The sequence below is a fragment of the Plantibacter auratus genome, assembly GCF_050587365.1.
Taxonomy (GTDB): Bacteria; Actinomycetota; Actinomycetes; order Actinomycetales; family Microbacteriaceae; genus Plantibacter; species Plantibacter auratus.
In genome coordinates, this window is record NZ_JBOBFV010000001.1 from 391,595 (window position 1) to 411,067 (window position 19,473).

The following is a 19,473-nucleotide window of genomic DNA, read 5'->3' on the forward strand; positions in this document are numbered from 1 at the left end:
CGTGGGCGATCCACGGCTCACCACCAGGCCAGGACGAAGAGTGCGGTCCAGCCGGCCGTCGCCGCCCACAGTAATGAGAGGGCGGCGATCCGCAGCCGCGATCCACGGTGGGCCCCTTGCCAGACGGGCACCAGCCCGAGGCAACTCACGAGGAGGGCGATGGAGAGCCACGGCAAGGCGGCGGGCACCCCGACGAGAGCGATCGCCGGACTCGACGCAGCCGCGCGGACGAGCACGACGGCTCCTCCGATCGCCCACGTCGCTCCGAACACCGGAGCGATCCCCAGCAGGAGCCCGTCCTGGACCGGCTGGCGCCGAAGCGCCTGGGTGATCAACCGGTAGCCCCACGCCACGGACCATCCGATGGCCACGAGCCCGAACAGGATGGGCAGCACCAGTAGCAGCCACCCGCCACCGGTGTCCGACGAGGTCTGCTCGGCCCATCGCGGGCTCGCCGCGACATCGGCTCGATCGACGACGGCGACGGCCGCGTCGTCGGCGTCGCAGAGCGCCGCCCGATAGCTCGCCGGATCGCTGAGCCACGCGCGCACCGCGACCCGCGCGCACGCACTGCTGACCGATGGGACGGCTCCCGACCCGGGGAAGACCGCCACGAGGGCGTCCGCCGTGCTGTCGGCGACGGGGACGACGAGGGCGGCGGCCTGTTCCGGTGCGCTGAGCACGAGGACCGACGCCCCGATCGCTCCCGGCGGCGGCGTCGCACCCACGGCGAACGAGGAGCAGGCGGCGGCCGCGACGTCCTCCAGCAACGTCGGCGTGGTGACCTCCGCGTCCGGGCGTTCGATCGCCCCAGGCCAGCCGGTCGTCGAACACCCGAGCACGCGGTCGAGGATGCCTTCGGGGTCGGTCAGCTGGGCGATCGCATCGTTCGCCACAGGATCCAGCACCGTGCTGTCGCCGTCCGCGACCGAGCTCAGGAGCACCGGGAGTGCCGCCTGGGCGGTGGGATCGGACAAGGCGTGTGAGGCGATCGCCAGGAGCGCGTCGCCACCGAGGGTGATCGGCCGCGGTCCGGAGGTGCGGTGCGGTTCGGCGACGAGCGCGTCGGTGGCGGCGGTGAGGATCCCCACCGAACGTGAGACCTCGGTCGGCGCGGTGTCCGGGGTCGCGGACTCCGCTTCCTCGGCGGCGGCGGCCTGTGGTGCCGCCGGCGGGGACGGAACGGGACCCTGCGGCTCGACGCCGCGCGCACGGACGACGGCCAGGGCGGCCGCCACACCGCCCGCGGAGACGATCCCGGGTGCACCCAGGTCGGGGCCGTCGAGGACGACGCCGTCGACGCCACCCGGATCGACGTCGGGGGCTGCGAGGGCCACGCCGGCCGACGAGCCCACGGCCAGGATGGTCCATCGCGCGTAGCCCAGCTGCTGCCGGAGGTCGCGGAGGTCCGCCGCCGCAGGCGCGACGCCGAAGTCGCTCGGCACGATGCCGTCCTCCTGCCAGGCCGCGGCGCAGGAGGCGAAGGCCGTGCCGATCGCGGTGACGCGCGCTGCGCGGTCCCCGTCAGCGCCGAGCGACGCGCGGATGGCGGCGGTCGCCGACGCACAGTCGAGCGACGGCGTGGCGTCGCGACCGCCCCGGCGTTCGACGAACACCACGTCGCGGTCGGCGGCAAGCCCGCCCTCGACCGCGAGCTGCTGGATGTCGAGCGTCGAGAGCGCCGACCCGCCGGCGAGGTAGACGAGCGGCGATCGCCCGGTCTCGAGGGCGGCCGGTACGAGCACGTACGGCAGGGTCGCCTCCGCCGAGTCCGGCACCGCGCGCGACAGGGGCACCGTCAACACGCCGCAGCGGGAACCACCGGGCACCGCGGTGACGCACTCGGCGGTAGTGACCTCGGCGGCGACCGTCGGCGCTGCACCGGCTGGCGACGTCGGCATGAGGAGGAGTCCGAGGGTGAGGGCCGCGACGGCACCTCGTCCGACGGCGATCGGTCGCCTCCGCGGACGGTCGATCCTGTGCATGTTCCCCCCGCTCGAGCTTCATCGCTCGGCCCATCCTGGCGGATCACACCACGCCTGCGGAAGAGGGCTGACCCGCAATCCGCTCGCGTTGCGACCCGGGTGGCTCAGTCCTCGGCAGCCTCGTCGGCGTCCCACTTCGCGCTGTTGGCACGCAGTCGCTCGAGTGCGTGCGAGGCCTCCGCAGCCGTCTCGAAGGGACCGACGCGGTCGACGACACTCGACTCGAAGCCGAACTCGACCTGACCGGTCTTCGTGTTGTACCAGTACTGCTCGGATGGTTCCTTCGCCACGGCGCGTCTCCCCTGCTCGGTTAGGCTTGATCCTATGCCTTTCGACACCGCAGGTCACCTGATCCCCGGTCGCGTCGGCCGCCCCCGATCGGTGCCGGAGACGATCGTCCGCCCCGAGTACGTCGGCCGCGCCGCACCGGCCACCGACACCCGGGGCGACCTGTATTCGGCTGAGGAGATCGAACGCATCCGGATCGCCGGGACCATCGCCGCCGATGCGATCCAGGCCGTCGGCGCGGCGGTCCGCCCCGGGGTGACCACCGATGAACTGGACGCCGTCGGACACGCGTTCGTCATCGGTGAGGGCGCCTATCCGTCGACGCTCGGGTACCGCGGCTACCCCAAGTCGATCTGCAGTTCGGTCAACGAGGTCGTCTGCCACGGCATCCCCGACGACACCGCCTTGCGCGAGGGTGACCTCGTGAACATCGACATCACCGCCTACCTCGACGGCGTGCACGGCGACAGCAACGTGACCTTCCTCGTCGGCGACGTCGCCGACGACACCCGTCTCCTCGTCGAGCGCACCCGGGAAGCCCTCAACCGAGGTATCAAGGCCGTCGCCCCCGGCCGGCAGATCAACGTCATCGGTCGTGCGATCGAGTCCTACGCGAAGCGGTTCGGGTACGGGGTCGTCCGCGACTTCACGGGCCACGGTGTCGGCCGGTCCTTCCACTCGGGGCTGATCGTCCCCCACTACGACGCCGCGCCGCTGTACGACACGGTGATGGAGCCGGGCATGGTGTTCACGATCGAGCCGATGCTCACGATCGGCTCCCAGGACTGGGAGCAGTGGGACGACGACTGGACGGTCACGACCCGCGACCGGTCGTTGACCGCGCAGTTCGAGCACACGCTCGTCGTCACCGAACGCGGGGCCGAGGTCTTGACCCTTCCGAGCACGATCGACACCGCCGCAGCGCCCGCGGCGCTCTAGGCTGGACGCATGACGAACGCAGCTCCCCGGTCCGCCGTCGGCATCGATATCGGAGGGACCGGCATCAAAGGTGCGGTCGTCGATCTCACGACGGGTGCCCTCCTCACCGATCGGGTGAAGATCCCCACGCCGAAGGGTGGCGAGCCGAAGGACATCGTCGTGACGGTGCGGGAGGTGCTCGAGCAGCTGTCTCCGGCCTCCGACGGACTCCCGCTCGGCGTCTGCTTCCCCGCGATCGTCCGCAACGGCCGGACGATGTCCGCGGCGAACGTCTCCGACGCCTGGATCGGCCTCGAGGCCGAGCAGCTGTTCGAGCAGGGCCTCGGGCGTGAGATCACCTTCGTGAACGACGCCGACGCGGCCGGTTACGCCGAGACCGAGTTCGGCGCGGCCAAGGGCGCCAGCGGTCTCACGATCCTGACGACCCTCGGTACCGGCATCGGCACTGCGCTCATCTACAACCGCACGTTGATCCCGAACGCTGAACTCGGGCACCTGGAGATCGACGGCAAGGACGCCGAGACGCGGGCGTCCTACGCGGTCAAGGAGCGCGAGGACCTGAGCTGGGAGAAGTGGGCCAAGCGCCTCCAGAAGTACTACGAGCGCCTCGAGTTCCTCTTCTCGCCCGATCAGTTCGTGGTGGGCGGCGGCGTGTCCAAGCACGCGGACCACTTCCTGCCGCTCCTGAAGCTCGACACCCCGATCATCCCCGCCGTGCACCGTAACAACGCGGGCATCCTCGGCGCAGCCGCGCTCGCCGCCGGCCCCGCCGAACGCATCGCCTGAGCACTGCGGGGCGCGCTGCGGCGGTGCCGTGCTGAGGTGTGAACGGGTCGACCGGTACGCCGGGTTCTGTCCCACGCTCTCGCGTTTGGACGGCCATCTCTCTCGGGACGACGTTGCCGCCGCCCTCTAGCGGTCTACCCGGGAACTTGGCGAGCAGCCTCAGCGTTCCCTGTTGACCTTGCTCCGGACGAGGTTTACCGAGCCGATCGGGTCACCCCGGTCGCTGGTGGGCTCTTACCCCACCGTTTCACCCTGACCGTGGTCGCCCACGGCGGTCTGTTCTCTGTGGCACTGTCTCGCGGGTCACCCCGGGTGGGTGTTACCCACCGCCCTGCTCTGTGGAGCCCGGACGTTCCTCGGCACCGACACCCGGAGGTCTCGGTGACGCGACCGTCTAGCCGGCCCGTTCACGGAGACGAGTCTACCGGCCCGTGACAGCGGCCGCGGACCGCCGGTGTCGTGCAGCCGGCGTCCGGCTCAGATGAGGCCGGACTCGTCCGTCCGGACGACGATCGCGGCGCACTCCGGGCACTGCACGACCTCTTCGGACGGTGCGGCGCGGACGGCCTGGAGGTCGTTGCCGGTGAGCGACATCTTGCATGCTCCGCAGGTGCCGGCGCGGAACAGTGCTGCACCGATACCGCCGCGGGCGCGGCGCTGGTCGTAGAGGGCCAGGAGGTCGGCGGGGATGCCGGGTGCGAGTGACTCGCGGTCGGCGGTGAGTCGTGCCCGTTCGGCCTCGAGTTCGACGAGTGCGGCGTCGCGCTTGGCGACGACCTCGTCGAGGAGTTCCTGGAGTCCGGCGCGCTCGGCGTCGACCTGGGCGACGGCGTCCTCCGCGGCCTCCACCCGCTCCATGACGTTCAGCTGGATCTCCTCGAGGTTGTTCTGCCGGTTCTGCAACGAGGCGATCTCGCTCTGCAGCGCTTCGACGTCCTTGACGGAGGTCGACGACTGCAGACGGTCGGCGTCGCGCTTCATGCGGGCCGCGACGACGGCGACGTCCGACTCGATGCGCCCGAGCTCGGTCTGTGCGTCGTCGCGGACGCCGACCCGCTCCAGGCGACGGAGGCGGACGGTCTCGATCTCGGCCTGGAGCTGCGCGATGCGCGCGGCCTCGGGGAGGTTCGCCGCGCGGTGGGCGGTGCGCTGCACGCCGGTGTCGATGCTCTGCAGGGTGAGCAACGTCTTCTGGTCTGCTGGGCTGGCTTTCACGTCTGTTCCAAACTCTCGACTCATCACCCTACCGGCCGCGCCGACTACTGGGTGACGACGAAGTCCCACGGGTCGGTACGCAGCTCGCTGACCCGGACGTCGAGTCCAGGGAGCTCTCGTCGGAGCGCGTCGGCGGCCCCCTCCAGCCACAGCCACTCGCTCGCCCAGTGGGAGAGGTCGACGAGGGCCGGCCCGCCGCCGAGGAGTGCCTGTTCCCGGGCCTCGGACGCCGGGTGATGGCGGAGGTCGGCCGTGATGTACACGTCGGCCGCGCGGACCGCGGGGTGGGACAGGAGCGAGTCACCCGCTCCCCCGCAGAGCGCGATCCTCCGGACGGCCTGGTCGTAGTCGCCGGAGGCACGGACCCCGGTGGCGGTCGCCGGCAGGATCTCGGCGAGGGCACGCGCGATCGCGCCGAGCGTCGTCTCCTCCGGGAGGTCGCCGACCCGACCCAGCCCGGTCAGGCCGTCGGCGGCAGGGACGATCGGAGCCGGGTCGTGCAGGCCGAGCCGCTGCGCGAGGACGTCCGAGGTCCCGTCGACGACGACGTCGGCGTTGGTGTGTGCGGCGATGAGTCCGGCGCCGCCACGGATCAGGCGCGTGATGAGCGACCCCTTGTACCGGTCACCCGCCACGGTCGTGACACCACGCATCAGCAGCGGGTGGTGGACCAGCAGCAGACCGTCGGGGCGCTCGAGCACCTCGTCGACGGTCACGCCGACCGCGTCGACCGCCAGGAGCACATGCCCGACCGGCTGGTCCGGGTCGCCGACGAGGAGCCCCGGGGCGTCCCAGTCCTCGGCTCCGGACAGTGGCCAGAGGCGCTCGACGACCGTGTTGACCTGACGCAGGGTTCTCATCACCCGGCAATCCTAACCAGGCACCCGCGAGCACGCTCAGGGGCGCAGGACGAGCATGATCGCGAGGGCGATCATGACGACCGCGATCGCGACGTCGAGGATGCGCCAGGCCACGGGCTTCGCGAAGACGCCGCGGAGCAACCGAGCGCCGTACCCCAGAGCGGTGAACCACAGGATGCTCCCGAGCACAGCGCCTGCGGCGAACCACCAGCGTCCGGCCTCGCCGTGCGTGTTCGCGATCGAGCCGAGGAGGAGCACGGTGTCGAGGTACACGTGGGGGTTCAGCCAGGTGAGGCCGATGACGGTGAGCACCGCCGCCCTGAGTGAGAGGCCGTTGCCACCGCGGTCGGCGGCGAGACCGGACGGGGCGAGCGCACGGCGTGCGGCCAGCAGACCGTAGCCGAGCAGGAAGGCCGCGCCGGCCCAACGGAGGACGACGAGGACCACGGGGAACCGCTCCACGACGAAGCCGATGCCGCTGACCCCGGCGATGATGAGCACCGCGTCCGAAAGTGCGCACACGAGGACGACCGGCAGGACGTTCTCGCGCCGGATGCCCTGCCGGAGGACGAAGGCGTTCTGGGCGCCGATGGCCACGATGAGTGAGAGGCCGAGGCCGAGGCCCGCGATCGCGGCCTGCAGTGCGGAGGTCATCCTCCGACCGTAGGAGGCGCAGCATGATGAATCCAGTTCAATATTCTGATGAATCGTAAGATCCTCTTATGATGGATTTCCACTTCGAGCAACTGCGGGCCTTCGTCGCCGCCGTCGATCACGGCACCTTCGAGTCGGCCGCCCGGGAGCTGATGGTCACGCCGTCGGCGATCAGTCAACGCATCAAGGCCCTCGAGCAGAGCGTCGGACGGGTCCTCCTGCTCCGGACCAAACCGATCACCATCACGGCGTCAGGTGAGATCGTGCTCCGCCTCGGCCGCGCGGTGCACCTGCTCGGTCACGACGCGGCGCTCGAGTTGCACGCCGACGACCCGCTCACGCCGGCCACCCCGGCGGTGATCCCGATCGTCGTGAACGCCGACTCCCTCGCCACCTGGCTGCTGCCCGTGCTGGCGGACGTCGCCGCACGGGAGTCGATCGTCTTCGACCTCGCTCGCGAGGACCAGGACCATTCGACCGACCTCCTCCGTGCGGGCAGCGTCATGGCCGCGGTCACGTCGAACGCCGAGCCGGTCCAGGGCTGTACGGTGCGGCCTCTCGGCCGGATGCGTTACCGACCGATGGCGGCACCCGCGTTCGCGACGCGCTGGTTCGAGGACGGGGCGACCGCTCAGGCGCTCACCGCAGCGCCCGTCGTCGTGTTCGACCGGAAGGACGATCTCCAGGACGCCTACCTCCGACGACGTGGTGTCGACCCCGCCGACCCGCCGCGACACCATGTTCCGGCCTCGGCGGACTTCGCGACCGCCGTCGGCCTCGGTCTCGGCTGGGGCATGCTCCCGGACGCGCAGTCCGACGCGCCGCTGCGCCGGGGCGAGCTCGTCGTGCTCGACGACACGGGCGGCGTCGACGTCCCGCTGTTCTGGCAGCAGTGGCGACTCCACTCCCGGCTGCTCGAGCTCGTCACGACGGCGGTGGTCGACGCGGCCCGATCCACGCTGCACTGAACGACTGCCGAGAGGTCCCGGAGAAGGTGCACCGGGCACGCACGACGGTGCAAGGATGGAGCAATGGATATCGCGTACACAGCAGTTGCCCATGCCACCGGAGGCGGACGAGACGGACACGTCCGCAGTGAGGACGACCTCCTCGACTTCGACACCCGTCCCCCGAAGGAACTCGGCGGCAGCGGCGAGGGCACCAACCCCGAGCAGTTGTTCGCCGCCGGCTTCGCCGCGTGCTTCCTCAGCGCCCTCCACGCCGTCGGGCGCACCGCGAAGCTCGACACGAAGGACGCCGAGGTGTCGGCGAGCGTCGGCATCGGATCGAACGGTGAGGGCGGTTTCGGCCTGGCCGTCGAGCTCGACGTCTACGTGCCGAACGTGACGCACGATGAAGCCCAGCAGCTGGCCGACCAGGCGCACCAGGTGTGCCCCTACTCGAACGCCACACGCGGCAACATCGACGTGACGGTGTCGATCGTCGACTGACGAAGCTCCCGCCCGCAAGGGCTGTCGATCGTCGTGTCCGCCGGTTACGCTGGCGGGCACGACGATCGAGAGGAAGCATCATGTCTGATTTCGGGGCGGTCGAAGGCATCCGTGACGAGGGCGCGGCAGCCATGCTGCCGGGGCTCCCGGACGCCGTGGTCGAGGACGAGGAGCTGGATGACGACGCGCCAGCCGAGGACGCAGCAGACGAATCCGGTACGGGTCTCGCCGGCTCAGGGACCTGACGCGGAGATCGCGCTCAGCGCAACATCGACGCGGCGATGACGCCGACGATGCCGAGTTGCAGCGCGAGCACGATGCCGATCGTGATGAAGAGCGTGCTCCAGAGGACGATGTTCCCCAGGAGGACGCCCACGAAAGCCCCGAACCGTCCGCGGGGTCGAGCCGTCGACCGCGCCACCTGAAGCCGCTCGGTCTGCGCGACTCGGGGCGTGGACAGGGTGAAGAGATTCGGGCTGGTGTCCAGGTGCGTGGTCATGCCACCAGTGTCCGTCGACACCCGGGGGCGGCACATCGGACGCCGGGGCGATCATCGCCCCCGTGGCGTCATCCTCTGAGCTGATCCTCCTCCGCCCGTGGGACGGTCGACCGTCCGCCGAACGGCGTGCCGGTCACACCTGCGTGAGTCGGATCCCCCAGGACAGCGACCACCGCTCGTCGGGCTCCAACCACCGGAGTCCGGTCCCGCTGTTCAGCGCATCGGCGGGGGCCGTCATGGGCTCGATAGCGATGGCCTGCGTCGGTCCGTCTGCCGCTGGGAAGTTCTTCGGCGTGTAGACCTGGACGAATCGGAAGTCGTCGTCCGCCCAGAGTTCGACGGTGTCGCCGTCCGGTGCGGTGAGCCGGTGTCGGACGCCACCGTCGACCTGCTGGACCGAACCCAGGCCGACGTCGATCGAGAGGTCGCCCACGCGAGCACCCGTGCGCAGGTCGTACGGGGTCCCGTCGACGGGACGGGAGACGACCGGGATGCGCTGCTCGTCCGTCTCGAACCAGGTGTCGGCGGCCACCGTCACGGTGAGGTCGGCGGTCGGCACGTCGCCGAGCGCCAGGTAGGGGTGAGCGCCGACGGCGACCGGCGCGGGGCGACTCGACCGGTTCACGATGGTGTGGGTCACCCGCAGGCCGTCATCGTCCAACGTGTAGGCGACCGAGGTGTCGAGGCGGAACGGGTAGCCGTGCTGCGGGAACACCGAGGCGAGCAGGGTCACCGCGTGATCGGTGTGATCCTCCGCCCGGTACCCCGTGTTGCGCAGGAGACCATGGGAGGCGTTCCCGGTCGCCGCCTCGGTGACGTCGAGCTGCTGCGGTTCACCGTCGAGCGTCCACCGGGCATCCCGGACGCGGTTGGGCCACGGCACGAGCACCATCCCGCACCCCATCGGGGCGACGACGTCTTCACCGAAGGACTGCACGAGGGTGCGTCCGCCGACCGTCAGTTCGCGCAGTCCGGCGGCGAGTTCGGTGACCGTCGCTCGGACCTCGCCCTGCGGACCGGCGTGGTGGAGACGGTACTGGGTTCCAGAGGCAGCGGGCATGCCGCCAAGCCTACGACGGACGTCCGCCAGGCGGGGTGGAGCCGTGTGACGCCGTCCACCGGTGGACGGCCTCGGCGATCCGGATCAGCCCGAGTTCGAGCTCGGCGAAGCCGGAGCTCAAGGGTGCGACCCCGATGCGGAGACCGTCCGGGTGCCGGAAGTCGGGGATCACGCCCGCATTCCAGAGCAGCGGGGTGATCTCGCGGAACGACGGGTGACCGAGCGTCACATGACCACCGCGACGCGCCGCGTCACGAGGGGTCATCACCCTGACGCCGGAGCCCGCGAGGTGCTCATCGGCCCAGGAGATCGCGAACGTGGTGAGCGCCACGGACTTCGCCCGGATGGCGGCGACACCGGCGGACTCGATGAGCGTCAGCGAGTCCTCGAGCGGCAGCATGCCGACGATCGGTGGTGTCCCGCTGAGGAACCGGCGCATCCCGACGGCCGGCTGATAGGCGTCGGCCATGGCGAAGACGTCGGCGGCGCCCATCCACCCCTGGATGGGCTGGAGGAGCCGGTCCTGATGGCGCGCCGCGACGTAGGCGAACGCCGGAGCACCGGGCCCGCCGCCCAGGTACTTGTAGGAGCACCCCACCGCGAGGTCCACGCCCCACTCGTCGAGCTCGATCGGGACCGCACCGGCGGAGTGGCATAGGTCCCAGAGGACGAGTGCTCCCGCCTGATGCGCGATCGCGGTCAGCTCCTCCACGTCGAGCAGCGCTCCGGACCGGTAGTCGACCTGGCTGAGCACGACGAGCGCGGTCTGCTCGTGGACCACCTCGCGCAGCTGGTGGGCGGCGACACCGTGGACCGGGTCTGCGTCGATCCATCGGACGCGCAGACCGCGTTCAGCGGCGATCCCCTCGATCACGAAGCGGTCCGTCGGGAAGTTCCCCGCATCGATCACGAGCTCGTCGCGCCCAGCGGCTCCTCCGGCGGACGACGTCGCGTCGACCGCCGCGCGGATCAGCTTGTAGAGCAGCACGGTCGTCGAATCGGCGACGACCGTCTGGCCTGGTGCGGCACCGAGCACGACCGATCCCAGGCGGTCGCCGAGCGTCAGCGGGAGCTCGAACCAGCGGTCGTCCCACGACCGGATGAGCCTCGTCCCCCATTCGTCCGCGATGAACGATTGCAGCCGCTCCGCCGTGGCCCGCAACGGCCGCCCCAGGGAGTTCCCGTCGAGGTAGGCGACGACGCCCTCGGCCGGGACGAACGCCGAGCGGTGTTCCGCGAGCGGGTCGGCCTCGTCGAGGACGCGTGCGTCCTGGCGGGCGGACGTGGTGGGGGCTGGGGCGTCGACCATCCTGCGACGGTAACCGCCACCGGTGCGCGCCGCAAGGAAGCGGACGGGACCCGGCTTGCTAGCGTTGCCGCATGCCCACCCTCCTGCACCTCGACTCCTCCGCCGATCTCGACACCTCCCGGTCCCGCCGGCTCTCGCAGGCCGTCGCGGACGCCTGGTCGACCGCCGACCCCACGGGCGTCGTCGTCCGTCGCGACCTGCACCTGGATCCGGTCCCCCACCTCGCCGACGCGAGTCTCCACTGGGCGCCGGCCGACCGCCGCCCGGGCGCGAACCCGCCCGCCGAGGCCGAGACGCTCCAGCGCGTCCTGCTCGACGAGCTGCTCGGCGCCGACATCGTCGTGATCGGCGCGCCGCTGTACAACTTCTCGATCCCGTCGTCGCTCAAAGCATGGATCGACCACATCCACGTGCCTGGTGTCACGTCCGCGGACACGGGAGCGCTCACCGGCCGGCCGGTCGTCATCGCCACCAGCCGCGGGATCGCCTACGACGCGGGCAGCCCCACCGAGGGCTGGGATCACGAGGTGCCGGCGCTGCGGACGCTGTTCGGCGGAGCGCTCGGCATGGACGTCCACGTCATCACGACGAGTCTGACCCTCGCCGACCGTGATCCGGCGCTCGCAGCGCAGCTCGAACGGAGCGAGCAGGAGTTCGCCGAGGCCCTCCGGCTGGCGTCCGAGACGGGACTGCGGCTGGCCGTCTCGACGGCCTGAACGCCGAGACGACGGGCGGACGACGGATCCGACCCGTCTGATCCGGGCAGTGCTCCGAACTCCTGTCGAGCCACGATCAGGGAGAAGCACATGCCATCGAAGCACCAGACCGGCACCACACGGAGCGGACGACGCCTCGTCTGGTTCGCGGCAGCACTGTCCGGCATCGTCGCAGCAGCGGTGTTCCTCGCGATCGCCGAGCTGGCGGCGCTGTTGTTCGCCCGAGGCAGCAGTCCCCTCCTCACCGTCGGATCGTTCGTCATCGACATCGTCCCGCGGTGGGCGAAGGAGTTCGCGATCGAGACCTTCGGTGGCAACGACAAGATCTTCCTCCTCGTGAGCCTCGGGGTCGCCGTCGTGATCGCCGCGGCGATCGCCGGGGTCCTGCAGCAGATCCGTCCACCGCTCGGTGTCGTGGTCCTCATCGCGGCCGGCGTCTTCGCCGGCGCGACGACCGTCACCCGTGCCGGTGCCACCCCGCTCGCCGTCGTCCCCGTGATCCTCGGTCTGGCGGCCGGTGTCGTGATCCTCATCCTCCTGAGTCGTCGCCTGCCGAAGCGGGCCGCGAACGGCTCGGACGACGAGCGCGCGGCGTTCGACCGCCGAGGCTTCTTCCGCGTGGCCGGCATCGCGGCGGCCGGTGCCGTCGTCGTCGGCGTGGGCGCACGCCTCGTGAACGTCACCACTTCGTCGATCACGGCCGTCCGCGACGCCCTCAAGCTCCCGGCACCGAAGTCGACCGTCACGATCCCCGACGGAGCCGAGGCGGACGTCGACGGCCTCAGCCCGCTCTTCACGCCGAACGACAAGTTCTACCGCGTCGACACCGCGCTGACCGTGCCGACGGTCGACCCGGCGACGTGGACGCTCACGATCGACGGCATGGTCGGCGAGCAGGTGCAGATCACCTTCGAGGAGCTCCTCGCCATGGGTCTCGACGAATACGTCATCACGATGACCTGCGTCTCGAACGAGGTGGGCGGCAACCTCCTGGGCAACGCAAAGTGGCTCGGTATCCCCGTGCGTGACGTCCTCAAGCGGGCGATGCCCGACTCGAAGGCCGACATGGTCCTGTCCACGAGCGTCGACGGCTTCACGGCGAGCACGCCGATCGAGTCGCTCACCGACCCGAACCTCGACGCGATCCTCGCCGTGGCGATGAACGGCGAGCCGCTGCCGCTCGAGCACGGTTTCCCCGTTCGCATGGTCGTCCCTGGCCTCTACGGCTACGTGTCGGCGACGAAGTGGCTGACGAAGCTGACGGTCACGACCTTCGAGAAGGACGAGGCCTACTGGACCCCGCGCGGCTACGACGCGAAGGCGCCCATCAAACTCTCCTCGCGGATCGACACGCCCCGGATCGACAAGCAGGTGCCGGCGGGTCCTGCCAAGATCGCGGGCGTCGCCTGGGCGCAGACCGTCGGGATCGCCAAGGTCGAGGTCAGCATCGACAACGGCGACTGGCAGAGCGTCAACCTCACGACCGCCATCAACGACGACACCTGGGTGCAGTGGTGGGTGGACTGGGAGGCGACCGCCGGCACGCACTACGTCGCCGTCCGCGCGACCGACAAGGCCGGGAACCTCCAGATCGAGAAGCAGGCGCCGATCGCTCCCAACGGATCCTCCGGCTGGCAGCGGACGCTCGTCCGCGTCGGCTGACCGACCCGCGGCTGACCGGTGCCGGTCAGCCCTGGGTGTCGACCGGCTGCAGCTGGGCGATCTTCGGTTCGCGGCCGTCACCGGAGGAACGTCCGGTCAGGCGGCGCCCGATCCAGGGCAGCACGTGCTCGCGGTAGTAGGCCGCGGTGCGACGTTGACGCGGACCGGGCGGCGCCGCAGCGACGTCGTCGATCCCCCACTCCTCCGGGACCGGCACGTCGAGCGCCGTCAGCACGTTGCTCGCCACCCGGGCATGGCCGAGGGCGTTGAGGTGCAGGCGGTCCACCGACCAGTACCGGAGGTCGGCGAGCGTCCGATCGGCCCAGTTGTCGACGAAGGTCACCCCGTCACGCGGATACCGCACCCGCACGGCCTGGGCCAGCTGCTCGCCGCGGCGGGCGAGGAGCGATCCCATCGGGATGTGAGCGGAAGGGTTCGCCCCGCTCAACAGCAGCACGTGGGCTCCCCCGGCACGTAGACGATCGACCGCACCGTCCAAGCGGTCGGCGACGCCGTCGATCGACACCCGCGGGCGCATGATGTCGTTGCCGCCGCCGTTGAAGCTGACGAGGTCCGGACCCATCGCGATCGCTCGGTCGAGTTGTTCGTCGAGGATCGGCAGGAGCTTCCGCCCGCGGATGGCGAGGTTCGCGTAGCTGACGGTCTCCGTGGACGCCCGGGCGAGGCCGAGGGCCACGAAGTCGGCCCACCCGCGAAGGGTGCCGTCCTCCCGGAGATCCCCGTAGCCCTCACTGAAGCTGTCGCCGATGGCCACGTACCGTCTGAACCCGTGTTGCGTCATACCTGCACTGTACGCGCGACCGGAAGCCGTCTCCGACCGGTCCGCTCAGGCCGGACGGGACTCCCCGTCCGCGGCCGGTCGCCAACCGAGGGCGGGCCCGAGCGCGCCGGCGATGTCGGTGAGCAGTTGCGTGTAGTCGTCCGGTTCGAGCGTGAACGGGAGGGCGAAGGCGACCTCGTCGACCTCCTGGAATCCGGCGTGCTCGTGCAGCCGCTCCGCGATCTCCGCACTGCTGCCGACGAGGTCCTCCGCGAAGAGCATCCGCCGCGGCCCATGGGCGACGCCGACGCGGTGCCGTCTCGAGTCGACGTACTCGTGGTACCGGGCGCGTTGGGTCGCGGTCGCGGAGTCCGTCGGGATGACCACGAGCCCCTGTGACACGCGGGCCCGTTCACCCGCCGGGTGGAGTTCTCGGAACCGACGCACCTGGGCGGCCTGGTTCGCGGCGAAGTCCGTCGTGCCCCGTCCTCGGCGGCGATGACGCTGCTCGTGAGCAGGTTGAAGGACTGCTCACCGGCCCAACCCGCCGACCGCAGGCTGCCGGCTCCGTACCAGAGCCGCTCCGCCAGACCGTCGGCATGCGGCTCGACCCGTGAGGAGTAGTCCTCCTGGCCCTCACGACCGGCGCTGTCGCTGACGACGTCACCGCGGATGAAGGAGCGGAGGCGCAGGACGCGGTCGTAGCCGAGGTCCTCCTGGTCGAGCGTCGACGGATAGATCGCGTGCTTGAACGCGTCGAAGCGCATCGGCTCCCCGGTGCTGAAGCCGGGAAGCAGCCTGCCGCCCGAGAGGACGTCGACCGTGCCCAGGTCCTCCGCGAGCCGGAAGGGGTTCTCCGCGCCGAGCGGTGTGACCGCGGTACCGAGCGCGATGCGCTTCGTGCGCTGCGTCGCCGCCGCGAGGACGGCGACCGGCGAGGAGATGCCGAACTGCAGGTGCCGGTGCCGCAGCCAGGCGCTGTCGAACCCCAGGCGTTCACCGAGCTCGATGAGCTGCAGGGTCGCCTCGTGCCCGGCCGCCGGCTCCTCGGGGTCGAACAGGCCCATCGTGAGGAACCCGAGTCTGCGGAGCGGTGCTGAGGATCTGGCCATGCATCGACTCTACGACGCCGTTCCGACGCGACGACGCCGCAGGAGCTGGACGTGCCCGCGCCGCGGGTGTCAGCTCGGCGAGCCGGCCAGCACGGTGAACATGGCGCCGATGCTTCCGAGGATGAAGAGCATCGTTCCGAGTTGCATGGTCAGCGACTTGTTCCGGGACGCCGTCGGGACGTCCACCTCCAGGATCGGACAGCCGGACCAACCCAGCAGACCGATGCTCAAACCCACGATGACCGAGCAGCACCACCAGACCACGCGGAGTCCCTCGGCGAGGACCGCCGGTCGCCAACCTGAGCTGAGGAGGAGCCCGAGGACGATCGCGGTGCTCCCGACCGCGACGCCGAACCAGACGGTTCCGGTGCGCATGATGCGCTGGACGTTGTTCTCGGGTGACATGAGGTCCTGTGACACGTGGTGCGGCTTTCTCGAGGTTCCGATTCCTGACGCGGGCCGCATCCGGCCGTCATGGTCGCTCGCAGCCCCGAACAGGAGCATAGACCCGGTCGCGAGGCGCGACTCCCGTTCGACGGGGGCTTGCGCCGACGAGGGTCGCGACACAGACGAAGCCGGTCGAGGATCCGTGACGGATCACGCGGACGGTGCCCGGGCCGCCCACCGTGCCAGCGTCGTGAGCAGGGCACGGTGCTCCGCCGAGGCGTAGGACCGCTCGTCGTGTCCGAGGGCGTCGACGGCGACGCGGGAGGTCCCCACCTCGCGCACCCAGACCGCAGGGAACCGCTCGCCGTCGACGTCGTGCTCGGCGACGGTGGTGCTCCGCCCGACCGGTTGCAGCCGCAGGTACTGTTCGTCGTCCACCGGGATGTCGCCGAGCGGTCCGCCTGCTGGGGACGCCAGGCCGCGGACGACGGTCGGGCCCATCGGCGGATGCCAGGACACACCGGGCAGCCAGAGCGCCCCAACCGTCGGCGCCCAGTCCGGGTAGTCGCGGAGCGAGGCGAGCGCGGCGTGCATCGCGAGCACACCGACACCTCGACCGAGTGCCTCCGCGAAGCCGTCGATCGCGGCCGCGGGCGCTCGGCCCTGGTCCTCGGACCGCCACGGGTCGCCGGCGTTGACCACCACGAGCTCCACGCCCTCGAGTCGCGTCATCGCACGGTCGACGTCCTCGTCGATCTCGACCGCGAAGCCGGCCGTCTCCAGGACCTCCGCGATGAGCGGGCTCGTCTGCGCGTACGGGTGCCACGGATCCGCGTACCGACCGCTCCCCGATGCGATGAGTGCTTTCACGGTTCCCCCTCGTCCGATCCGTCGGCGCCGGTCGATTGTGTCCGCGGCCGACGCATCTCCAGGGTACGGGGCCTCCCCCGACGGCGGGGTCGCCGGTCGATTGTGTCCGCGCATGTCGTCGTCACCTGCGCCCGCCCCGGTCCCGACCGTAGAGTGCCTGTCACCGACGCCGGGGCGTCGACGACGGCCGAGCTGACGGAGAGGACGAGGCGATGCACGAGCGGAACCGAGGGGGCTTCAGCACCCGACAGCTGCACGCCGGTGGTGCACCCGACGCGCCGCTCCAACCCCGGGCGCTGCCGATCTACGCGAGTGCCGGGTTCGTGTTCACGGACTTCGACGAGGCGGAGCGGCGGTTCGGACCGGACCCTGGTGGATACAGCTACAGCCGAGTCGGCAATCCGACGATCGACGCCGTCGAGCGCCGTCTCGCCGCACTGGAGGGTGGTGTGGACGCGCTGCTCCTCGGCTCCGGACAGGCGGCCGTCGGCGTCGCCCTGCTCTCCCTGCTCGAGGCCGGCGACCACCTGCTCACCGCGCCGAGCCTGTACGAGGGCTCGCGCAGCCTCTTCACGGAGAACTTCGGCCGGCTGGGGATCACCACGAGCGAGGTCGCCGATCCGCTCGACGCCGACGCCTGGGCGCGTGCCATCCGACCCGAGACACGCGCGATCTTCGTCGAGTCCATTCCGAACCCCCGCAACGACCTCACGGATCTCCGTCTCGTCGCCGACGTGGCCCATGCGCACGGGGTCCCGCTCGTCGTCGACAACACCTTCGCCACGCCCTACCTCCTGCGTCCCATCGAGCACGGCGCCGACATCGTCGTCCATTCGGCCAGCAAGTTCCTGGCGGGCCACGGCACCGTGCTGGGCGGGGTCGTCGTCGACGGCGGCACGTTCGACTGGGCCGCTCGCGCAGACCGCTACCGACACCTCACCTCGCCGCTCGCCGCGCTCGGCGGGCTCAGCCACGTCGAGGCGGACGGGCGTGCCGCTCTCGCCGCCTACGCACGGGCATCGGTCGCGCTGCGTCTCGGCCCGACGCCGTCGCCGTTCAACGCGTTCCTCATCGCGCAGGGCATCGAGACGCTGTCACTCCGCGTCCAACGGCAGAGCGAGAACGCCCTCGCCCTCGCGACGTGGCTGGCGGGACGGACGGAAGTGGCCTCGGTCGACTATTCAGGGCTCAGCGACAGTCCGTTCCGGGGCCTGGCGGACCGGTATCTGCCGGATGGACAGGGATCGGTGTTCTCGTTCACCCTGGACGGCGGACGGGACGCAGCGCGGACGGTCATCGACCACGTCGGCCTGTTCACGCGGATGACGAACCTCGGCGACGTCCGGTCGCTGATCCTCCACCCGGCCTCGACCACGCACGCCCAGCGTTCGGCCGAGCAGCTCGCGGCGAGCGGCATCGGCCAAGGACTCGTGCGGATCTCCGTCGGCATCGAAGACGTCGCCGACCTCATCGCGGATCTCGCCTCGGCGTTCGACGCGCTCCCGGTCCGGGAACCGTTGACGAGCACCGGCGCGAGCGTCACGTCGGACGAGGCGGTCGCCGCGTGAGCGCCCGGCAACGCTTCGGCTGGTTCCTGTCACGTGGGTTCGGTCCGCACGGTTGGGGGCATCCGTACCTCGACTGGGACTACCGCTGGCAGGAGCCCGCGCTCTACCAGCAGGCCGTGCGCGAGCTCGAGCAGGCGGGTCTGGACCTCCTGATCATCGAGGACGCCCTCTCGCTGGGGAATCCCGAGACGCTCGACCTCCGCATCCGCGGCGCCTACGGCGGACCGAAGCACGACCCACTGAGCCTCGCCCCGTTCCTCTTCGCGGTGACGGAGCGCATCGGCATCATCCCGACCGTGAACCCGTTGCAACTGCCGCCGTACCAGGCGGCACGGCAGTTCGCGACCCTGCAGCACCTCAGCCGCGGACGGTTCGGGGTGAACGTGGTGACCGACGTCGGCAGCAGCCGTCACTTCGGCGAGCCGGTCGTGCCGCACGACGTCGCCTACGAGCGGGCGGAGGAGTGGCTGGACGGCGTGCGCGCGCTCTGGCGGAGCTGGCGACCCGGCGCGTACGTGGGCGACACCGCCTCCGGACGCTTCGCCGACGGCCGCTACCTCGACAGCGTCGAGCATCGCGGCGCACACTACGACTTCGACGGGCCGCTCAACGCCCTCCCCTTCGACGAGGACTCCGGTGGGGAGCCCGTCATCGCGTCGCCGGGCTCCTCGCCGCGAGGGCTCGCCTTCACCGGACGACAGTCGGACGTCCAGCTCGCCCTCGCACCGCTCGACATCGCGAGCCTCCGTGCGTACCGGAGGCGGGTCCTCGACGCGTCGGCTGCCGTCGGTCGGGACACCCCTCCCGCGATCCTGTTCGTGTTCAAGCCCGTCATCGTGTCGAGCAGCGCCGAGGCCGATCGACTCGTCGCGGCCTCGGAACAGCCGGACGATGAGACGCTGCGCTCTGTCGCACTCGCGTGGTCGAGCGACTTGGAGACGGACCTCACCGCGCTCGACCTCGACCGACCGGTGGACCCGGCCGTCTTCGGCGACCACGTGTCGCGCGGCAGCCTCGACGCGTTGCGCGGCCAGCACGAGTCCTTCGCGGCGGCGACGCTCCGGGAGCTGCTCGTGCCCAAGGCACGTCTCGGGCGGATCACCGACGGCAGCGGTGTCGTCGGCACGGCGGCTGAGGTGGCCGACCACATCGAACGCGCCGGCAGTGAGGCGGACAACGACGGGTTCATCTTCTCCGGCGACCTCCACCCGGTGACGGTGCACCGCATGCTCGACGAACTCGTGCCGATCCTCCGACGCCGCGGGATCCTTCAGCGTCCGAAGGTCGACGCACCGCACGGACTCCGGAGCTCGTTGCAGGCCCCCTGAAGG

20 protein-coding genes, 1 other RNA gene and 1 pseudogene are annotated in these 19,473 nt (G+C 70.8%); 9 read left to right on the forward strand and 13 right to left on the reverse strand.

Annotated elements, in window-relative coordinates; all coding sequences use genetic code 11:
- Nucleotides 1-17: 17 nt before the first annotated feature.
- Nucleotides 18-1,985 carry a hypothetical protein gene (locus tag ACQ3HE_RS01820; protein WP_430891027.1) on the reverse strand — a complete coding sequence of 656 codons (1,968 nt, stop codon included), beginning with the start codon at nt 1,983-1,985 and terminating at the stop codon, nt 18-20.
- 104 nt (nt 1,986-2,089) lie between these two features.
- Entirely contained in the window at nt 2,090-2,275 is a 186-nt protein-coding gene (locus tag ACQ3HE_RS01825; RefSeq protein ID WP_064293764.1) for a hypothetical protein, read from the reverse strand.
- Nucleotides 2,276-2,309: 34 nt separating this feature from the next.
- Here ACQ3HE_RS01825 and map point away from each other — a divergent pair, with 34 nt between their 5' ends.
- Both map and ppgK read left to right on the forward strand, forming a co-directional pair.
- Nucleotides 2,310-3,212, forward strand: coding sequence for a type I methionyl aminopeptidase (gene map / locus ACQ3HE_RS01830; RefSeq protein WP_430891029.1), 903 nt, complete (start codon nt 2,310-2,312; stop codon nt 3,210-3,212).
- A 9-nt stretch (nt 3,213-3,221) separates the two neighbouring features.
- Entirely contained in the window at nt 3,222-3,998 is a 777-nt protein-coding gene (ppgK, locus tag ACQ3HE_RS01835; protein WP_085510829.1) for a polyphosphate--glucose phosphotransferase, read from the forward strand.
- Nucleotides 3,999-4,037: 39 nt separating this feature from the next.
- Here ppgK and rnpB read toward each other — a convergent pair.
- From rnpB to ACQ3HE_RS01855, 4 genes are all read right to left on the reverse strand, one after another.
- Nucleotides 4,038-4,404, reverse strand: an RNA gene (gene rnpB / locus ACQ3HE_RS01840) — RNase P RNA component class A.
- Between the two features lie 71 nt (nt 4,405-4,475).
- Nucleotides 4,476-5,213, reverse strand: a complete 738-nt coding sequence (locus tag ACQ3HE_RS01845; RefSeq protein ID WP_430891031.1) for a zinc ribbon domain-containing protein — start codon at nt 5,211-5,213, stop codon at nt 4,476-4,478.
- A gap of 44 nt (nt 5,214-5,257) precedes the next feature.
- Complete coding sequence (locus tag ACQ3HE_RS01850) at nt 5,258-6,073, reverse strand: Nif3-like dinuclear metal center hexameric protein (RefSeq protein WP_430891033.1); 816 nt, start codon at nt 6,071-6,073, stop codon at nt 5,258-5,260.
- Between the two features lie 36 nt (nt 6,074-6,109).
- Nucleotides 6,110-6,727 carry a LysE/ArgO family amino acid transporter gene (locus ACQ3HE_RS01855; RefSeq protein ID WP_430891035.1) on the reverse strand — a complete coding sequence of 206 codons (618 nt, stop codon included), beginning with the start codon at nt 6,725-6,727 and terminating at the stop codon, nt 6,110-6,112.
- A gap of 71 nt (nt 6,728-6,798) precedes the next feature.
- Between ACQ3HE_RS01855 and ACQ3HE_RS01860 the strand changes: the two genes are divergently transcribed.
- The 3 genes from ACQ3HE_RS01860 to ACQ3HE_RS01870 all read left to right on the forward strand — a co-directional run bounded on the left by ACQ3HE_RS01860 (nt 6,799) and on the right by ACQ3HE_RS01870 (nt 8,423).
- Nucleotides 6,799-7,695 carry a LysR family transcriptional regulator ArgP gene (locus tag ACQ3HE_RS01860; protein ID WP_430891037.1) on the forward strand — a complete coding sequence of 299 codons (897 nt, stop codon included), beginning with the start codon at nt 6,799-6,801 and terminating at the stop codon, nt 7,693-7,695.
- Between the two features lie 63 nt (nt 7,696-7,758).
- A complete protein-coding gene (locus tag ACQ3HE_RS01865; protein WP_064293757.1) occupies nt 7,759-8,178 on the forward strand; it encodes an organic hydroperoxide resistance protein in 420 nt (139 codons plus the stop codon).
- A gap of 80 nt (nt 8,179-8,258) precedes the next feature.
- Nucleotides 8,259-8,423 carry a hypothetical protein gene (locus tag ACQ3HE_RS01870; protein ID WP_164486944.1) on the forward strand — a complete coding sequence of 55 codons (165 nt, stop codon included), beginning with the start codon at nt 8,259-8,261 and terminating at the stop codon, nt 8,421-8,423.
- Nucleotides 8,424-8,437: 14 nt separating this feature from the next.
- Here the strand turns inward: ACQ3HE_RS01870 and ACQ3HE_RS01875 are convergent, their stop codons facing one another.
- The 3 genes from ACQ3HE_RS01875 to ACQ3HE_RS01885 form a co-directional block, all read right to left on the reverse strand.
- Nucleotides 8,438-8,677 (reverse strand): hypothetical protein, encoded by a 240-nt coding sequence (locus tag ACQ3HE_RS01875; protein ID WP_124769288.1) that lies wholly within the window; start codon nt 8,675-8,677, stop codon nt 8,438-8,440.
- Nucleotides 8,678-8,810: 133 nt separating this feature from the next.
- The gene (locus ACQ3HE_RS01880; RefSeq protein ID WP_430891039.1) at nt 8,811-9,737 is read right to left on the reverse strand and encodes an aldose 1-epimerase family protein; all 927 of its coding nucleotides are present in this window, start codon (nt 9,735-9,737) and stop codon (nt 8,811-8,813) included.
- Between the two features lie 10 nt (nt 9,738-9,747).
- Complete coding sequence (locus ACQ3HE_RS01885; RefSeq protein WP_430891041.1) at nt 9,748-11,046, reverse strand: kynureninase; 1,299 nt, start codon at nt 11,044-11,046, stop codon at nt 9,748-9,750.
- A 71-nt stretch (nt 11,047-11,117) separates the two neighbouring features.
- Here ACQ3HE_RS01885 and ACQ3HE_RS01890 point away from each other — a divergent pair, with 71 nt between their 5' ends.
- Both ACQ3HE_RS01890 and ACQ3HE_RS01895 read left to right on the forward strand, forming a co-directional pair.
- A complete protein-coding gene (locus ACQ3HE_RS01890; protein ID WP_430891043.1) occupies nt 11,118-11,762 on the forward strand; it encodes an FMN-dependent NADH-azoreductase in 645 nt (214 codons plus the stop codon).
- A gap of 90 nt (nt 11,763-11,852) precedes the next feature.
- Nucleotides 11,853-13,424, forward strand: coding sequence for a molybdopterin-dependent oxidoreductase (locus ACQ3HE_RS01895; RefSeq protein ID WP_430891045.1), 1,572 nt, complete (start codon nt 11,853-11,855; stop codon nt 13,422-13,424).
- A 25-nt stretch (nt 13,425-13,449) separates the two neighbouring features.
- Here ACQ3HE_RS01895 and ACQ3HE_RS01900 read toward each other — a convergent pair whose 3' ends face one another.
- From ACQ3HE_RS01900 to ACQ3HE_RS01915, 4 genes and pseudogenes are all read right to left on the reverse strand, one after another.
- Entirely contained in the window at nt 13,450-14,226 is a 777-nt protein-coding gene (locus ACQ3HE_RS01900) for an SGNH/GDSL hydrolase family protein (protein WP_426739119.1), read from the reverse strand.
- Nucleotides 14,227-14,271: 45 nt separating this feature from the next.
- Nucleotides 14,272-15,317: pseudogene (locus tag ACQ3HE_RS01905) on the reverse strand (LLM class flavin-dependent oxidoreductase).
- A 69-nt stretch (nt 15,318-15,386) separates the two neighbouring features.
- Nucleotides 15,387-15,737: a hypothetical protein gene (locus ACQ3HE_RS01910; RefSeq protein WP_064293749.1), complete on the reverse strand. Its 351-nt coding sequence runs from the start codon at nt 15,735-15,737 to the stop codon at nt 15,387-15,389.
- A gap of 177 nt (nt 15,738-15,914) precedes the next feature.
- Nucleotides 15,915-16,574 carry a ThuA domain-containing protein gene (locus ACQ3HE_RS01915; protein WP_430891047.1) on the reverse strand — a complete coding sequence of 220 codons (660 nt, stop codon included), beginning with the start codon at nt 16,572-16,574 and terminating at the stop codon, nt 15,915-15,917.
- 212 nt (nt 16,575-16,786) lie between these two features.
- On the opposite strand from ACQ3HE_RS01915, the gene ACQ3HE_RS01920 reads away from it, so the two are divergent.
- Nucleotides 16,787-18,142 carry an O-acetylhomoserine aminocarboxypropyltransferase/cysteine synthase family protein gene (locus ACQ3HE_RS01920; protein WP_430891049.1) on the forward strand — a complete coding sequence of 452 codons (1,356 nt, stop codon included), beginning with the start codon at nt 16,787-16,789 and terminating at the stop codon, nt 18,140-18,142.
- A complete protein-coding gene (locus tag ACQ3HE_RS01925; RefSeq protein ID WP_430891051.1) occupies nt 18,139-19,470 on the forward strand; it encodes an LLM class flavin-dependent oxidoreductase in 1,332 nt (443 codons plus the stop codon). The genes ACQ3HE_RS01920 and ACQ3HE_RS01925 overlap by 4 nt, the downstream gene beginning before the upstream one ends.
- The last annotated feature ends 3 nt before the right edge of the window (nt 19,471-19,473 follow it).

Coding starts and splice junctions, on each gene's coding strand:
- ACQ3HE_RS01890 (WP_430891043.1), top strand. CDS start 11,118: ATGCCCACCCTCCTGCACCTCGACTCCTCCGCCGATCTCGACACCTCC.
- ppgK (WP_085510829.1), top strand. CDS start 3,222: ATGACGAACGCAGCTCCCCGGTCCGCCGTCGGCATCGATATCGGAGGG.
- ACQ3HE_RS01875 (WP_124769288.1), bottom strand. CDS start 8,677: ATGACCACGCACCTGGACACCAGCCCGAATCTCTTCACCCTGTCCACG.
- ACQ3HE_RS01860 (WP_430891037.1), top strand. CDS start 6,799: ATGGATTTCCACTTCGAGCAACTGCGGGCCTTCGTCGCCGCCGTCGAT.
- ACQ3HE_RS01820 (WP_430891027.1), bottom strand. CDS start 1,985: ATGCACAGGATCGACCGTCCGCGGAGGCGACCGATCGCCGTCGGACGA.
- ACQ3HE_RS01850 (WP_430891033.1), bottom strand. CDS start 6,073: ATGAGAACCCTGCGTCAGGTCAACACGGTCGTCGAGCGCCTCTGGCCA.
- map (WP_430891029.1), top strand. CDS start 2,310: ATGCCTTTCGACACCGCAGGTCACCTGATCCCCGGTCGCGTCGGCCGC.
- ACQ3HE_RS01865 (WP_064293757.1), top strand. CDS start 7,759: ATGGATATCGCGTACACAGCAGTTGCCCATGCCACCGGAGGCGGACGA.
- ACQ3HE_RS01885 (WP_430891041.1), bottom strand. CDS start 11,046: ATGGTCGACGCCCCAGCCCCCACCACGTCCGCCCGCCAGGACGCACGC.
- ACQ3HE_RS01900 (WP_426739119.1), bottom strand. CDS start 14,226: ATGACGCAACACGGGTTCAGACGGTACGTGGCCATCGGCGACAGCTTC.
- ACQ3HE_RS01870 (WP_164486944.1), top strand. CDS start 8,259: ATGTCTGATTTCGGGGCGGTCGAAGGCATCCGTGACGAGGGCGCGGCA.
- ACQ3HE_RS01895 (WP_430891045.1), top strand. CDS start 11,853: ATGCCATCGAAGCACCAGACCGGCACCACACGGAGCGGACGACGCCTC.
- ACQ3HE_RS01855 (WP_430891035.1), bottom strand. CDS start 6,727: ATGACCTCCGCACTGCAGGCCGCGATCGCGGGCCTCGGCCTCGGCCTC.
- ACQ3HE_RS01880 (WP_430891039.1), bottom strand. CDS start 9,737: ATGCCCGCTGCCTCTGGAACCCAGTACCGTCTCCACCACGCCGGTCCG.
- ACQ3HE_RS01920 (WP_430891049.1), top strand. CDS start 16,787: ATGCACGAGCGGAACCGAGGGGGCTTCAGCACCCGACAGCTGCACGCC.